The organism is Marinoscillum sp. (assembly GCF_040222955.1).
In the GTDB taxonomy this organism is placed as follows: Bacteria; Bacteroidota; Bacteroidia; order Cytophagales; family Cyclobacteriaceae; genus Marinoscillum.
Map to the genome: position 1 here is coordinate 362107 of NZ_JAVKCA010000008.1, position 14087 is coordinate 376193.

The window sequence follows — 14087 nt, forward strand, 5'->3', positions numbered from 1 at the left end:
TTTTATATCTCTTAACTCAAGTTATTCACTTTTCTCTTTTTCATCAGTGTCATCCGAAGCCTCGCTGGTAGGCTCTTCTGGAGCCGCTTCTGCAGCTGGTTCTTCCGTTACCTCAGCTTCAGCTGCCGGCTCTTCTACTACCACTGCATCTTCTACCGCAGTTGCAGTTGTAGATTCAGCTTTCTTGCCACCTCTTCTTGATCTTCTGGTCTTCGCTTTAGCTGCATCAGAATCCTGAAGCAACAACTCATTGAAGTCTACCAGTTCCATCATACACATCTCTGCATTGTCACCCAGTCTGATACCGGTCTTGATGATTCTGGTATATCCGCCTGGTCTTGAAGAAATCTTCTCAGCGATAGGGCCGAAAAGCTCCTGTACGGATACCTTATCCTGCAGATATGAAAAAGCAATTCTTCTAGAGTGTGTGGTATCAGTCTTTGCTTTTGTGATCAAAGGCTCCACATACTTTCTCAAAGCTTTCGCTTTTGCTACAGTGGTGTTGATTCTCTTATGTAGAATCAAGGAAGAAGCCATATTCGACAACATCGCCTTTCTGTGAGATGCTGTTCTTCCAAGATGATTAAATTTCTTACCGTGTCTCATTATTCTTCTTCCAATTTATATTTCGAAAGATCCATACCAAAAGTTAGTCCTTTGTCAGCCACAAGCTGCTCAAGTTCTGCCAGGGATTTCTTACCAAAATTCCTGAACTTCATCATATCAGATATTTCAAGGTTCACCAAATCTCCCAAAGTTCGTACATCCGCAGCCTTCAAGCAGTTGTATGCTCTCACAGACAGATCCAGATCATTAAGTGAAGTCTTCAACAACTTTCTCATATGCAGAAGCTCTTCATCTACCTGCTCAGGCTCTCCTTGCTCCTGCGACTCCAAGATCATGTTCTGATCTGAGAATAACATGAAGTGCTTAATAAGGATATTAGCGGCTCCTTTCAGCGCATTTTCAGGATGTATAGAACCATCAGTTTCTATATCCAGAATCAACTGCTCATAGTCAGTCTTTTGCTCTACCCTTGTGTTCTCAACACTATACTTTACATTCTTAATTGGTGTAAAGATAGAATCGATCGCAATGTATCCGAAGTTCTGATCAGCAGGTTTGTTATCATCAGCAGCCACATAGCCTCTACCCTTCTCTACGCTGATTTCAATTTCAAACTGAGCTTTTTCGTCAAGGTTGCAAATCACCAAATCCGGGTTAAGGATTTCGAATGACGTGGTACCCTTAGCAATGTCTCCGGCCGTGAACTGTCTTGTGTTAGAAACAGATACAGTGATTGTAGTATCAGCTACATCTGAGATTTTCTTAAATCTTACCATTTTAAGATTCAGGATGATTTCGCTTACATCTTCTACTACCCCTTCGATAGTTGAAAACTCATGCAAAACTCCAGGTATCTTAATGGCGGTGATCGCGTAACCCTCCAAAGATGAGAGAAGTATTCTTCTCAAGGCATTACCTACAGTAACGCCGTAGCCCTTTTCGAGAGGTTTGAAGGTGAACAAGCCGTGAAAATCATCGGCCTTCTCCATCACCACTTTCTCCGGCATTTGAAATGCTAGAATTGACATATTCTTTTCTTTATTTATTGAAAAATCTTACTTAGAGTACAATTCAACGATCAACTGCTCCTTGATGTTCTCTGGTATCTCTTCTCTGGTTGGAGAATTCAAAAACTTCCCTACCATGCCAGAGGCATCCCACTCCAGCCAAGAGTATCTTTTGGCATTGCCAGAAAGACTATCAGAAATGGCTTCCAGTGATTTTGACTTCTCTCTTACTCCGATAAGATCTCCTTCTTTCAGTGTGAATGAAGGAATGTTTACGATATCACCATTGACGGTAATATGCTTGTGACCTACTAGCTGACGAGCTGCTCTTCTTGTAGGAGCAATACCCAATCTGAATACTGTGTTATCCAAACGCGCCTCAAGGAGTTGCAAAAGGATTTCACCAGTAATTCCACTTTTACGTGAAGCTTTTTCGAAAATATTAGAGAATTGCTTCTCCAACACTCCGTAGGTGTATTTTGCCTTCTGCTTTTCAGCAAGCTGAATTGCATATTCTGACTGCTTCCTTCTTCTTCCTCTACCGTGCTGTCCAGGAGGATAGTTCTTCTTCTGCAAAGCCTTGCTGGCTCCGAAGATAGGTTCTCCGAACTTCCTAGATATTTTTGTTTTAGGCCCTGTATATCTTGCCATTTTATCCCAGTATTTTTAGCTATTAAACTCTTCTTCTTTTCGGTGGACGACATCCGTTGTGAGGCATCGGCGTAACATCCTTAATGATTGTCACTTCAATACCACTGTTCTGGATGGTTCTGATTGCGGACTCTCTACCTGCACCTGGTCCTTTTACAAAGACCTCTACCTTCCTAAGTCCCTGCTCGTAAGCTTTAGCCGAACAATCCTGGGCTGCAACCTGCGCTGCATATGGAGTGTTCTTCTTAGAACCTTTGAAACCCATTTTACCGGCCGAAGCCCAAGAGATCACCTGTCCCTGACCGTTGGTCAAAGAGATAATGATGTTGTTAAATGTAGCCTGGATGTGGGCCTGACCCAATGCATCTACAGCTACTACTCTCTTTTTTGCCTTATCTTTTCTTTTCTGAGCCATGTCTATTGATTACTTAACAGCCTTCTTCTTGTTAGCTACAGTTTTACGTTTTCCTTTTCTTGTACGGGCATTGTTCTTAGTCTTTTGACCCCTTACAGGAAGACCTTTTCTATGCCTAAGTCCACGGTAGCATCCAATATCCAACAAGCGCTTAATGTTAAGCTGCACTTCTGACTTCAATACACCCTCCACTTTGAAATTTTCAGCAATGATCGTTCTGATGGCACCTGACTCATCATCGTTCCATTCCTGAACTTTCTTGTTTGGATCTACACCAGCCTCGGCCAAAATACCTTGTGCCGAACTCTTTCCGATTCCAAAAATATAGGTAAGAGCTATCTCACCTCTTTTATTGTCGGGTATATCAACTCCTGCAATTCTAGCCATTTCTTATCCTTGTCTTTGTTTAAACTTAGGGTTCTTCTTATTGATTACGTAAAGCTTTCCTTTTCTTCGGATCACTTTGCAATCAACGCTACGCTTCTTTATGGATGCTTTAACTTTCATAATTTCTATTTATAGCGATATACTATTCTTCCTTTAGTCAAATCGTATGGTGACATCTCAAGCTTTACCTTATCTCCAGGCAAAATCTTGATATAGTTCATTCTCATCTTACCTGAAATATGTGCAATCAACTGATGGCCATTCTCAAGCTCTACTCTAAACATTGCATTTGATAATGCCTCAACAATAGTACCGTCCTGTTCTATGGATGACTGCTTTGCCATTATGCTACTGCCGTATTTTGAGTTCGTCCCTTCACTCTACCTGATTTCATCATTCCTTCGTAATGTCTCATCAAAAGGTAGCTTTCTATTTGCTGCAAGGTATCAAGGATAACCCCTACCATGATCAACAAAGAAGTACCTCCATAAAACTGAGCAAAAGTAGTGCTCACACCAGCCATCATTGCAAACGCAGGAAGAATGGCGATCACTGCCAGGAATACAGAACCTGGTAAAGTAATACGTGTTAATACATTGTCAATGAAGTCAGAAGTCTGTTTACCCGGCTTAATACCCGGTATGAATCCTCCGTTCCTCTTCATATCATCCGCTATCTGATTTGGATTAATCGTGATAGCAGTATAAAAGAATGTAAACAATATGATCAACGTGGCAAACAGTAAATTGTACTGCCACGATTGAATGTCTGAGAAAGTAGTACCTATGTACTGTGCTATGTCGCTATCCTGGCTCCAGATGCCCGCTAAAAGTGCTGGCAAAAACATCAGCGACTGAGCGAAAATGATCGGCATAACTCCTGATGAGTTTACCTTTAGAGGGATATACTGACGCTGACCGCCGTACACCTTATTTCCGACCACCTGCTTAGCATACTGAACTGGAATCCTTCTGGTTGCTTGTACCAGAGCCACAGTAGCCATCACTACCAGGAATAGCGCAACAAGTTCTAAGATAGAAAGCAGTGCACCTGGTAATCCTTTTACCTCAACCACCTCATACCAGAGAGATGCAGGAAGCCTAGAAATAATACCAATCATGATCAGCATGGATATACCATTACCGATACCCTTATCAGTGATCTTTTCACCCAACCACATACAAAATATGGTACCAGCTGTAAGAATCACCATGGATGAAATTTGAAACAGAAACTGATTTTCCAAAACAATAGCCTCTGATGGAATAGTCGCTGTTAAATATCCAATAGATTGTGCCAGACAGATAAATATGGTAAGAACTCTGGTAATTTGGCTGATCTTCTTACGACCACTGTCCCCTTCTTTCTGAAGCTTCTGGAAATAAGGAACAGCCACAGTCATTAACTGCAACACAATGGAAGCAGAAATGTATGGCATAATACCTAATCCAAAAACTGAAGCTCTACTGAAAGCTCCCCCAAGGAAGGTGTTTAAGAGTCCAAAAATACCACCTGCATCACCCGTAAGTTGAGCAGGGTCCACACCAGGAAGAACCACGAAAGATCCCAATCGGAAAATAATCAAGAATCCGATAGTATTCAGAATTCTAATCCGCAGCTCCTCAATGGAAAAAATGTTCTTTATCGTCTGTATAAACTTCTTCATCTATTATTTTTCTACAGATGCAGTACCACCAGCTTTCTCAATAGCCTCTTGAGCTGTCTTGGAAAACTTATGGGCCTTAACCGTCAATTTAGCTTTCAACTCGCCTCTTCCCAACACTTTAATTCTGTCGCTCTTTTGAGCCAAACCATTCTCCCTCAAAATTTCAGGAGTGATTTCTGTCAATTTCTTTGCTTCACTAAGTGCCTGCAAATCATCCAGATTGAGAGGTTTCATCACAATCTTGTTGTTATTCTTAAAGCCAAATTTAGGCACTCGTCTCTGAAGCGGCATCTGACCACCTTCAAAACCAATTTTTCGAGAATAACCAGAACGTGACTGAGCTCCTTTGTGACCTCTTGTAGCGGTGCCACCTTTTCCAGAACCCTGGCCCCTTGCAATCTTCTTTCTATTCTTAGTAGCCCCACTAGCAGGCTTAAGTGATTCTAATTTCATCTTAAAGCTCTTTTACTTCGATTAAATGCTGAACCTTATTTATCATACCAGAAATCTGTGGCGTCAATTCCTTCTCCACACTTCTGTTGATCTTGCCTAAACCTAAAGCCTGAATAGTCCTCTTCTGACGTTGTGGACGCTTCACAATACTTCTGGTCTGTGTAATTATTACTTTAGCCATTTTCTTAACCGTTAAAGACTTTATCTAACGTAACTCCTCTTTGTTTTGCAACTGCATAAGGATCTCTCATCCTGTTCAAGGCATCAAAAGTAGCCTTTACCACGTTGTGTGGGTTAGAAGATCCTTTGGACTTAGCCAAAACATCGTGAATCCCAGCACTCTCCAAAACCGCACGCATCGCACCACCAGCAATTACTCCTGTACCAGGAGCTGCAGGCTTAAGTAATACCAAACCGCCACCGAATTTACCAATAGCTTCGTGAGGTACTGTAGTTTTGAACAAAGGAACCCTTACGAGATTCTTCTTTGCGTCATCCACTCCTTTTGTAATGGCGTCAGTTACCTCGTTTGCTTTACCAAGACCGTATCCAACTACACCACTTCCATCACCCACTACTACGATTGCTGAAAAGCTGAATCTTCGACCACCCTTTACAACCTTAGCTACTCGCTTGATAGCAACCACCTTTTCTTTAAGGTCGATTTCGCTGGCTTTTACTGCTTTTATATTACTTTGTGACATAATCTTATTTAAAATTTAAGCCCACCTTCACGTGCTCCTTCGGCAAATGCCTTCACTTTACCATGGTATGGGTAACCGTTTCTGTCGAAGATTACACTCTGAATACCGGCAGCACTTGCCTTCTCAGCGAGTTTCTTTCCAACCTCCTTGGATACCTCTACGTTAATCTGCTCTTTGCCCAGTTCTAAAGATGATGCATAGGCTAAAGTAACCCCTTTCACATCGTCAATGATCTGACCATAAATAGCCTTGTTGCTTCTGAAGACAGACACCCTTGGTCTGGTGCCAGTACCGCTGATTTTTCTACGGATACCGAGCTTAATTCTCTTTCTTCTCTCTAGTTTAGTTACGGCCATCTTATTTCTTATTTAGAAGCGGTTTTACCAGCTTTTCTTCTTACTATTTCACCAACAAACCTGATACCTTTTCCTTTGTAAGGCTCTACCTTTCTCAAGGATTTGATCTTAGCAGCCACCTGACCTACCAATTGCTTATCGATGCCTTCCACTGTAACCTTTGGGTTTTGACCCTTTGCTGTTTCAGCGCCTACATTGATTTCTCCTGGTACGGCAAGGAAGATATTGTGTGAATAACCCAGGTTCAATTCAAGAATATTATCTTGTACTGCGGCTTTATACCCAACACCCACAAGCTCCAACTCTCTTTTATAACCTGAAGACACACCCACCACCATGTTGTTGATTAGTGATCTGTATAGTCCGTGCATAGCCTTGTGACGCTTCTGCTCAGTAGGTCTTTCTACAGTTAATGTATCTCCTTCAATATTCACCTTCATATCCGGGTGAATTTCTTGCTTCAATTCTCCTTTAGGACCTTTCACGGTTACCACGGTTTTGTCCACGGTAATGCTGATTCCTGCAGGTATTGAAATGGGTGCTTTGCCTATCCTTGACATTTTAAATCAATTTTTTAATATACGTAACACAGCACTTCGCCTCCGACATGCTCTTTTCTGGCTTCTTTATCTGAAAGCACACCTTTTGAAGTAGATAAAATGGCTATTCCCAGGCCATTTAACACTCGTGGAAGGTTCTCTGCATCAGCATATTTTCGCAAGCCAGGCTTACTTATCCTTTCCAGGCTAGTAATTGCAGACTGTTTAGTCTGAGGGTTGTATTTCAAAGCGATCTTGATGATCCCTTGCTTATCATCATCCTCAAACTTATAGTTCTGGATGAACCCTTTCTCGTGCAAAACCTTTGTTACTTCCTTCTTCAAATTAGAAGCAGGTATCACTAAAATGCGATGGTTTGCTTTTATCGCATTTCTGATCCTTGTTAAGTAATCTGCAATCGGATCTGTTACCATTATCTTTATACAATTAAATACCCCGAAAACGGGGTGCAAAATTAAATGAATATTTTTAAAAATCTAAGCTAAGACGAAATAAAGATTACCAGCTAGCTTTTGTCACTCCAGGAATCTTGCCATCGTTGGCCATTTCTCTGAATGTAACCCTGGAAATACCAAACTTCCTCATGTAACCTTTAGGTCTTCCGGTAAGCTTACATCTGTTGTGCAATCTTACTTTAGATGAGTTTCTTGGAAGTTTGTCCAATGCTTCATAATCACCAGCTTCTTTCAAAGCTGCACGCTTATTCGCATATCGAGCTACTAACTTCTCTCTTTTTCTTTCTCTTGCTTTTATCGATTCTTTAGCCATGTCTTTTATTTTTTACCCGCTACAAACGGCATTCCGAATGCTTTGAGTAGTGCTAAACTTTCTTCATCAGTTTCCGCGGTAGTCACAAACGTGATGTCCATACCGGTGATTCTGTTAATCTTATCAATACTGATCTCAGGGAAGATGATTTGCTCTTCAATACCAAGGCTATAGTTACCGTGGCCATCGAATCCCTTTTGCTTTATCCCTTTGAAGTCACGTACACGTGGCAAGGCCACTGTCATGAGCCTGTCAAGAAACTCATACATTTTATCCCCTCTCAAGGTAACACGAGCTCCGATAGGCATACCTTCTCTCAACTTAAAGTTCGAGATAGAAAGTTTAGCAACAGTAGGTACCGCCTTCTGTCCAGTGATGGTAGTAAGTTCTTCAACCCCAACATCCACTAACTTTTTATCAGCAACAGCGGCTCCAATTCCTTTATTCACAGAGATCTTAACAAGCTTAGGTACTTGCATCACTGACTTGTATTGAAACTTTTCTTTCAATGCAGGTGCAATCTCTTGGATATACTTTTCTTTTAATCTAGGTCTAGCCATTAGTGATAAATTCTCCTGTTTTTTTAGAATATCTCTGCAATTTTCCACTCTCGTTGAGCTTTCTGCCAGATCGAGTAGCCTCTCCGGTAGCAGGATCTACCACCATCAGGTTACTCATGTGCACAGCGGCCTCAGTTTGCTCTCTCCCTCCCTCAGGAGAAGTAGCAGAAGGCTTCTTGTGCTTGGTCACGATGTTGACACCTTCAACAATCGCTCTATACTTATCTGATATGACCTCCAGGACCTTACCAGTTTTATCTTTGTCGTTTCCAGCCAATACCTTTACCGTATCGCCTTTTCTGATGTGAAACTTATTTGCTTTGTGGTTATTCATCATTAAAGTACTTCAGGTGCTAATGACACAATTCTCATGTACTGACGCTCTCTCAACTCTCTTGCCACCGGGCCGAAGATACGAGTACCTCTGGGCTCATTGTTGGCAGTGAGAAGCACTGCAGCATTATCTTCGAAACGGATGTAAGATCCGTCTTTTCTTCTTACCTCTTTTTTGGTTCGAACGATCACAGCTTTAGAAACTGTTCCTTTCTTTAAACTACTGGAAGAGATTGCTGATTTTACAGTCACAACAATAGTGTCTCCCACTGAGGCGTAACGCTTCCCCGTGCCTCCTAAAACTCTGATACAAAGTACTTCCTTTGCACCACTGTTATCTGCTACATTTAGCCTTGATTCCTGCTGTATCATTTTACTTAGCTCGTTCGAGTATTTCTACTAATCTCCACCTTTTGTTCTTGCTCAGCGGACGAGTTTCCATGATGCGCACGGTATCACCGATATTGCAATCATTGTTCTCATCATGCGCAGAAAATTTTGTCGTCTTTCGGATAAACTTACCGTAGATAGGGTGTTTTACCTTTCTATCCACTTTGATGGTAATGGTCTTCTGCATTTTATTGCTAACCACTTGTCCGACACGCTCTTTTCGCAAATTTCTTTCCATCGATGCGTTATTTACTTATTTCTTTGGCTGTTATTTCTGTTTGAATCCTTGCCACCAGCTTTCTGCTTTCTCTGATCTTCATAGGATTCTCGATCGGCGTGATGCTGTGAGCAAACTTCAATTTGCCATAATTGTCCTTCTCAGCAACGAGCTTATTCTTAAGCTCATCCAGGTTCAAACCTCTTAGTTCTGAATTTTTCATTCTCCAGTATAGTCTCTTCTTACAACAAATTTAGTTTTGATCGGAAGCTTCTGCTGCGCCAATCTCAACGCTTCTTTCGCCAGCTCAGTAGATATACCTGATGCTTCGAATATGATGGTGCCAGGCTTAACTACAGCTACCCAATATTCCGGTGCTCCTTTACCTTTACCCATCCTCACCTCTGCAGGCTTCTTGGTGATCGGCTTGTCCGGGAAAATCCTGATCCAAACCTGACCTTCTCTCTTCATCGCTCTGGTAACCGCGATACGTGAAGCCTCAATTTGTCTGGAAGTAATCCATCCGGCTTCCATTGATTTTATTCCGAAATTTCCGAAAGCTAATCTATGACCTCTCTGAGCAATACCCTTAACCCGGCCTTTCTGCTTTTTTCTAAATTTGGTTCTCTTTGGCTGTAACATTTCTACTTAGCGTTTATGAGATTATTTGCGATCACGTCTCCTCTTTGGGCCTTCATTGGCTCCACCTCTTCTTCTTCTTGGTCCACCTGGCTGTCCCGGGGCATTACTATTGCCGCCGCCTGTACTTGCCTGGCCCACGTTTGGAGAAAGGTCTCTCTTACCGAATACCTCACCTTTGAAGATCCATACTTTGATACCGATTTTACCGTATACCGTAGCTGCTTCAGAGATCGCATAGTCAATGTCAGCTCTAAGGGTATGCAAAGGAATTCTACCCTCTTTATACTGCTCAGAACGTGCCATCTCAGCTCCACCAAGACGACCAGACACCTTTACTTTTATCCCCTGAGCTCCTACTCGCATTGCAGAGGCAATAGCCTGCTTCATTGCTCTTCTGTAAGAGATTCGAGCCTGTAATTGTTGAGCAATTGACTCACCCACCAACTTGGCATCCAACTCAGGTCTTTTGATTTCAAAAATATTGATCTGAAGGTCTTTCCCAGTCAGCTTCTTGAGCTCTTCCTTGATCTTGTCCACTTCGGATCCACCTTTACCAATCACAACGCCCGGACGGGCAGTGTGTACAGTAAGAGTAATTCTTTTAAGCGTACGCTCAATAATGACTTTAGAAATACCACCCTTAGGAATACGGGCACTGATGTACTCTCTGATTTTGTGGTCTTCAACGATTTTATCGGAAAAATCTTTACCGCCAAACCACGCAGAATCCCATCCTTTAACGATTCCTAATCTGAATCCAACTGGATTTACCTTCTGTCCCATTTATTTAGTTTCTTTTTCTTCAGACTGATTACTCTCATTTACATCACTCACGATAATGGTGATGTGATTAGATCTCTTTCTAATCCTGTGCGCCCGTCCCTGAGGAGCTGGTCGCAATCTCTTTAGCATCCGGCCTCCATCTACAAACACTTCCTTCACTACTAGCTCGGCATCCTCAATATTCACATCTCCATTACTGGCCTGCCAATCAGCGATAGCTGTCATTAGCAATTTCTCCATTGTTCCCGAAGCGTGCTTATTGTCAAATTTCAAAAGGTTGAGTGCTACATTGACTCTTTGACCTCTGATCATGTCCGCAATCAATCTCATCTTACGAGGTGATGTTGGCACATTCTTCAAAGAAGATTTTACAGCGCCTAACTTACCAGCGTTTTCTTCTTTGTGTTTTTTGATCGCTTCCTTTTGAAGACGAATCCTGACTGATTTCTTAACTTTCTTTTCTGCAGTTTCCATCTTTATTATCTTCTACCTTTATCTTTTTTAGCAATATGGCCTCTAAAGTTTCTGGTAGGAGCAAACTCACCAAGCTTGTGTCCCACCATGTTTTCAGTGACGAAAACAGGGATAAACTTATTACCATTATGTACTGCGAATGTCTGACCAACAAAATCCGGCGAGATCATTGATCTCCGAGACCATGTTTTGATGACTGATTTTTTTCCAGACTCATTCATGGCGTCTACCTTCTTCTCAAGTCTGAAGTCTATATAAGGTCCTTTTTTTAGTGATCTTGCCATTATTTTCTCTTAGTTATAATCAGCTTATCAGAATATTTATTCGGCTTTCTTGTTTTCTTTCCTTTGGTGTAGAGTCCGTTTCTGGATCTCGGGTGACCACCAGATGATCTACCTTCACCACCACCCATTGGGTGATCAACAGGGTTCATTACCACACCTCTTACTCTTGGTCTTCTACCTTTCCATCTGTTTCTACCAGCCTTACCCAATCGAACGTTCATGTGATCGTTGTTAGAAACAATTCCGATCGTAGCGTAGCAAGTAATCAACACCATTCTCATCTCCCCTGAAGGAAGTTTCAATGTGGCATATTTGCCCTCTCGTGCTACCAACTGAGCGTATGTGCCCGCACTTCTTGTAATCGCGCCACCTTTACCAGGCTTAAGCTCAACATTATGCACAATTGTACCCAAAGGAATATCAGATAGTGGCAATGCATTACCCACTTCAGGAGGCACGCCAGGTCCAGAGATAATCTCTGTTCCTACTTCCAGGTTAGCAGGAGCAATGATGTAACGCTTCTCACCATCTGCATAGAAAAGCAAGGCAATTCTTGCAGTTCTTCCTGGATCGTACTCAATTGCTTTTACTGTAGCAGGAATCCCCTCTTTATCTCTCTTGAAATCAATGGTCCTAAGCTTTTGCTTATGTCCTCCTCCTACGTTTCTTATCGTCATCCGACCCTGATTGTTTCTACCTCCTTTTTTGCCTTTAGAGGTTAGAAGAGACTTCTCAGGAGTAGTCTTAGTAATCTTATCGAAAACTGGTGCTACTCTAAATCTCTGTCCAGGTGTAACGGGTCTAAGTTTCTTAACAGCCATCTATCTGTTTATTTTATATTCCGCTATAAAAATCAATGATATCACCATCAGCTACCTTCACAATAGCTCTCTTCTGAGAGGGTGTCTTTCCTTCAATCACACCAGACTTTGAATACCTGGATTTAGACTTTCCGGGGTGAACCATGGTGTTGACACTCTCAACTGTCACACCGTAGGTTTTTTCCACCTCTTTCTTAATTTGAACCTTGTTGGCTTTTTTGTCCACCACAAAGCCGTATTTTCCGTGCTCGTTGAGGGCTGAAGCCTTCTCAGTTACCAAAGGTTTTATTAATACTCCCATCTCAGTTTAATGTATTTTGAATTACTTCTACTGAACTTTCCAACAACACTACCTGCTCAGCATTTACCAAGTCATAAGTGCTTATCTCATTGGCTGTAGATACTTTCGTATTCTTCAGGTTACGAGATGACAAGAAAACGTTCTTATTTGCCTCACTCAGTATGAGTAATGATTTCTTATTGTTCAACTCCAGGTTAGCCAGGATACCGGCAAACTCCTGAGTCTTGGGATTCTCGAACGAGAAATCCTCCAATATTTTGATTTGCTTATCTTTTGCCTTAGAAGAGAAAGCTGACTTTTTAGCCAAATGCTTTACCTTCTTGTTAAGCTTAAAGCTATAGTCTCGTGGCTCAGGGCCAAACATAGTACCACCACCTCTGAAAACAGGTGATTTAATACTACCCGCTCTGGCCGTTCCTGTACCCTTCTGCTTCTTTATCTTTCTGGTAGATCCGGAGATCTCATTTCTAGTCTTTACCTTGTGTGTACCTTGTCTCTGGTTAGCCAAAAATTGCTTCACCTCAAGGTATACCGCATGCTGATTTGGTTCGATACCAAACACATCCTTACTTAGGGTCACTTCCCTTCCGGTATCTTCTCCTTTGATATTGAAAACTGACAGTTTCATCTTTATTTCTCTAGTATTAGATAAGAATTCTTAGCACCAGGTACTGGCCCACTGACAAGTACAAGGTTTTTCTCAGGATAAATCTTCACCACTTTAAGGTTCATTACCTTCACCCTGTCACCACCCGTTCTGCCAGCCATTTTAAGGCCCTTGAACACTCTTGATGGAAAGGAGCATGCTCCAATAGATCCAGGTGCTCTAAGTCTGTTATGCTGACCGTGAGTGGCTTGCCCTACTCCACCGAAACCATGTCTCTTAACAACGCCCTGAAAGCCCTTACCTTTAGATGTCCCAACAACATCCACAAAGTCCTGCTCTACGAACACGTCTTCGATCTTTATTGTATTTCCAAGCTTTACCTTGTCTTCAAACTCAGCTCTGAAATCTCTGAATTCAAACAACTTACTCTTAGGACTCGTCTTGGCCTTTGCAAAATGCCCCTTCAATGCTTTAGGTGTGTTTTTTTCCTTACGCTCACCATAAGCCAATTGAACTGCACGATATCCGTCAGACTCTTTATCTTTTACTTGTGTCACCACACAAGGACCAGCTTCAATGAGCGTACAGGCAAGATTCTTACCCTCCTCATTGTAAACACTAGTCATCCCGATTTTTCTACCAATTATTCCAGGCATTTTGCTTAATATTTATTCTTTTACCGTTTCCGGATAAACTTTTCGTAAAAAGGACTGCAAAGATAGCAATTCCATAATCCGAACAAAAGATTTAATTCAATTTTTGAGACAAAAAAAGAACCAATAACACCACAGCTATTGGTTCTTCTTCTTTTGCTAGAAAAGTAACTATACTTTAATCTCTACGTCTACTCCACTGGGAAGCTCAAGCTTCATCAATGCATCTACGGTCTTAGCACTGTTAGAATAAATATCTACCAGTCTTTTGTATGTGCAAAGCTGAAACTGCTCACGAGCCTTCTTGTTTACGTGAGGCGATCTCAAAACAGTAAACTTCTCTTTCACTGTTGGCAAGGGAATAGGTCCGCTTACCACAGCTCCTGTAGTCTTTACAGCGCGCACTATCTTTTCAGAGGACTTATCCACCAAATTGTGATCGTACGATTTCAGTTTTATTCTAATTTTTTGGTTCATGATCTGTGTTA

At 41.8% G+C, this 14087-nt stretch carries 29 protein-coding genes; all 29 read right to left on the reverse strand.

Translation table 11 applies throughout. The features are described 5' to 3' along the window. Positions 1-21 precede the first annotated feature (21 nt). The 29 genes from rplQ to rpsJ all read right to left on the reverse strand — a co-directional run bounded on the left by rplQ (position 22) and on the right by rpsJ (position 14076). Positions 22-606: a 50S ribosomal protein L17 gene (rplQ, locus tag RIH33_RS07495; protein ID WP_406654525.1), complete on the reverse strand. Its 585-nt coding sequence runs from the start codon at positions 604-606 to the stop codon at positions 22-24. Beyond that, positions 606-1595, reverse strand: coding sequence for a DNA-directed RNA polymerase subunit alpha (locus tag RIH33_RS07500; protein WP_159585169.1), 990 nt, complete (start codon positions 1593-1595; stop codon positions 606-608). Before RIH33_RS07500 ends, rplQ begins: the two co-directional genes overlap by 1 nt. Before the next feature lie 27 nt (positions 1596-1622). Then, positions 1623-2225, reverse strand: coding sequence for a 30S ribosomal protein S4 (rpsD, locus tag RIH33_RS07505; RefSeq protein ID WP_159585170.1), 603 nt, complete (start codon positions 2223-2225; stop codon positions 1623-1625). Between the two features lie 22 nt (positions 2226-2247). Continuing rightward, a complete protein-coding gene (gene rpsK / locus RIH33_RS07510) occupies positions 2248-2640 on the reverse strand; it encodes a 30S ribosomal protein S11 (RefSeq protein WP_159585171.1) in 393 nt (130 codons plus the stop codon). Between the two features lie 9 nt (positions 2641-2649). Further along, positions 2650-3027: a 30S ribosomal protein S13 gene (gene rpsM / locus RIH33_RS07515; protein WP_406654526.1), complete on the reverse strand. Its 378-nt coding sequence runs from the start codon at positions 3025-3027 to the stop codon at positions 2650-2652. Between the two features lie 3 nt (positions 3028-3030). After that, the gene (rpmJ, locus tag RIH33_RS07520; protein WP_009034194.1) at positions 3031-3147 is read right to left on the reverse strand and encodes a 50S ribosomal protein L36; all 117 of its coding nucleotides are present in this window, start codon (positions 3145-3147) and stop codon (positions 3031-3033) included. Positions 3148-3152: 5 nt separating this feature from the next. Continuing rightward, positions 3153-3371, reverse strand: a complete 219-nt coding sequence (infA, locus tag RIH33_RS07525) for a translation initiation factor IF-1 (protein WP_159585173.1) — start codon at positions 3369-3371, stop codon at positions 3153-3155. Beyond that, complete coding sequence (gene secY, locus RIH33_RS07530) at positions 3371-4693, reverse strand: preprotein translocase subunit SecY (RefSeq protein ID WP_406654529.1); 1323 nt, start codon at positions 4691-4693, stop codon at positions 3371-3373. The genes infA and secY overlap by 1 nt, the downstream gene beginning before the upstream one ends. Positions 4694-4696: 3 nt before the next feature. Next, entirely contained in the window at positions 4697-5146 is a 450-nt protein-coding gene (rplO, locus tag RIH33_RS07535) for a 50S ribosomal protein L15 (protein WP_406654530.1), read from the reverse strand. A 1-nt stretch (position 5147) separates the two neighbouring features. Continuing rightward, complete coding sequence (rpmD, locus tag RIH33_RS07540; protein WP_159585176.1) at positions 5148-5327, reverse strand: 50S ribosomal protein L30; 180 nt, start codon at positions 5325-5327, stop codon at positions 5148-5150. A gap of 4 nt (positions 5328-5331) precedes the next feature. After that, positions 5332-5850, reverse strand: coding sequence for a 30S ribosomal protein S5 (rpsE, locus tag RIH33_RS07545; RefSeq protein ID WP_159585177.1), 519 nt, complete (start codon positions 5848-5850; stop codon positions 5332-5334). 8 nt (positions 5851-5858) lie between these two features. Beyond that, a complete protein-coding gene (gene rplR / locus RIH33_RS07550) occupies positions 5859-6206 on the reverse strand; it encodes a 50S ribosomal protein L18 (RefSeq protein WP_159585178.1) in 348 nt (115 codons plus the stop codon). 8 nt (positions 6207-6214) lie between these two features. After that, complete coding sequence (gene rplF, locus RIH33_RS07555; protein ID WP_406654532.1) at positions 6215-6766, reverse strand: 50S ribosomal protein L6; 552 nt, start codon at positions 6764-6766, stop codon at positions 6215-6217. A gap of 14 nt (positions 6767-6780) precedes the next feature. After that, positions 6781-7179 (reverse strand): 30S ribosomal protein S8, encoded by a 399-nt coding sequence (gene rpsH, locus RIH33_RS07560; RefSeq protein ID WP_159585180.1) that lies wholly within the window; start codon positions 7177-7179, stop codon positions 6781-6783. Positions 7180-7264: 85 nt separating this feature from the next. Next, on the reverse strand, positions 7265-7534 hold the full coding sequence (gene rpsN / locus RIH33_RS07565) for a 30S ribosomal protein S14 (RefSeq protein WP_159585181.1): 270 nt from the start codon (positions 7532-7534) through the stop codon (positions 7265-7267). Between the two features lie 5 nt (positions 7535-7539). Continuing rightward, positions 7540-8094, reverse strand: coding sequence for a 50S ribosomal protein L5 (gene rplE, locus RIH33_RS07570; RefSeq protein WP_159585182.1), 555 nt, complete (start codon positions 8092-8094; stop codon positions 7540-7542). Continuing rightward, positions 8087-8431, reverse strand: coding sequence for a 50S ribosomal protein L24 (gene rplX / locus RIH33_RS07575; protein ID WP_406654535.1), 345 nt, complete (start codon positions 8429-8431; stop codon positions 8087-8089). The genes rplE and rplX overlap by 8 nt, the downstream gene beginning before the upstream one ends. After that, positions 8431-8799, reverse strand: coding sequence for a 50S ribosomal protein L14 (rplN, locus tag RIH33_RS07580; protein WP_406654536.1), 369 nt, complete (start codon positions 8797-8799; stop codon positions 8431-8433). Before rplN ends, rplX begins: the two co-directional genes overlap by 1 nt. Position 8800: 1 nt before the next feature. Then, positions 8801-9055 carry a 30S ribosomal protein S17 gene (rpsQ, locus tag RIH33_RS07585; protein WP_159585184.1) on the reverse strand — a complete coding sequence of 85 codons (255 nt, stop codon included), beginning with the start codon at positions 9053-9055 and terminating at the stop codon, positions 8801-8803. A gap of 7 nt (positions 9056-9062) precedes the next feature. Next, entirely contained in the window at positions 9063-9257 is a 195-nt protein-coding gene (gene rpmC, locus RIH33_RS07590) for a 50S ribosomal protein L29 (RefSeq protein ID WP_406654538.1), read from the reverse strand. Then, a complete protein-coding gene (rplP, locus tag RIH33_RS07595) occupies positions 9254-9676 on the reverse strand; it encodes a 50S ribosomal protein L16 (RefSeq protein WP_406654539.1) in 423 nt (140 codons plus the stop codon). Before rplP ends, rpmC begins: the two co-directional genes overlap by 4 nt. A gap of 21 nt (positions 9677-9697) precedes the next feature. After that, positions 9698-10459 (reverse strand): 30S ribosomal protein S3, encoded by a 762-nt coding sequence (rpsC, locus tag RIH33_RS07600; RefSeq protein WP_159585187.1) that lies wholly within the window; start codon positions 10457-10459, stop codon positions 9698-9700. Continuing rightward, positions 10460-10819 carry a 50S ribosomal protein L22 gene (gene rplV, locus RIH33_RS07605; protein WP_406654596.1) on the reverse strand — a complete coding sequence of 120 codons (360 nt, stop codon included), beginning with the start codon at positions 10817-10819 and terminating at the stop codon, positions 10460-10462. A gap of 119 nt (positions 10820-10938) precedes the next feature. Beyond that, positions 10939-11217 carry a 30S ribosomal protein S19 gene (gene rpsS, locus RIH33_RS07610; RefSeq protein WP_159585189.1) on the reverse strand — a complete coding sequence of 93 codons (279 nt, stop codon included), beginning with the start codon at positions 11215-11217 and terminating at the stop codon, positions 10939-10941. Then, positions 11217-12038 (reverse strand): 50S ribosomal protein L2, encoded by an 822-nt coding sequence (gene rplB / locus RIH33_RS07615; protein WP_406654541.1) that lies wholly within the window; start codon positions 12036-12038, stop codon positions 11217-11219. The genes rpsS and rplB overlap by 1 nt, the downstream gene beginning before the upstream one ends. Before the next feature lie 13 nt (positions 12039-12051). Then, positions 12052-12339, reverse strand: coding sequence for a 50S ribosomal protein L23 (rplW, locus tag RIH33_RS07620; RefSeq protein ID WP_159585191.1), 288 nt, complete (start codon positions 12337-12339; stop codon positions 12052-12054). 1 nt (position 12340) lies between these two features. Continuing rightward, positions 12341-12967, reverse strand: a complete 627-nt coding sequence (gene rplD, locus RIH33_RS07625) for a 50S ribosomal protein L4 (protein WP_406654542.1) — start codon at positions 12965-12967, stop codon at positions 12341-12343. A gap of 2 nt (positions 12968-12969) precedes the next feature. Further along, complete coding sequence (gene rplC / locus RIH33_RS07630) at positions 12970-13602, reverse strand: 50S ribosomal protein L3 (protein WP_406654543.1); 633 nt, start codon at positions 13600-13602, stop codon at positions 12970-12972. A 168-nt stretch (positions 13603-13770) separates the two neighbouring features. Further along, a complete protein-coding gene (gene rpsJ / locus RIH33_RS07635; RefSeq protein ID WP_159585194.1) occupies positions 13771-14076 on the reverse strand; it encodes a 30S ribosomal protein S10 in 306 nt (101 codons plus the stop codon). Between the last annotated feature and the right edge of the window lie 11 nt (positions 14077-14087).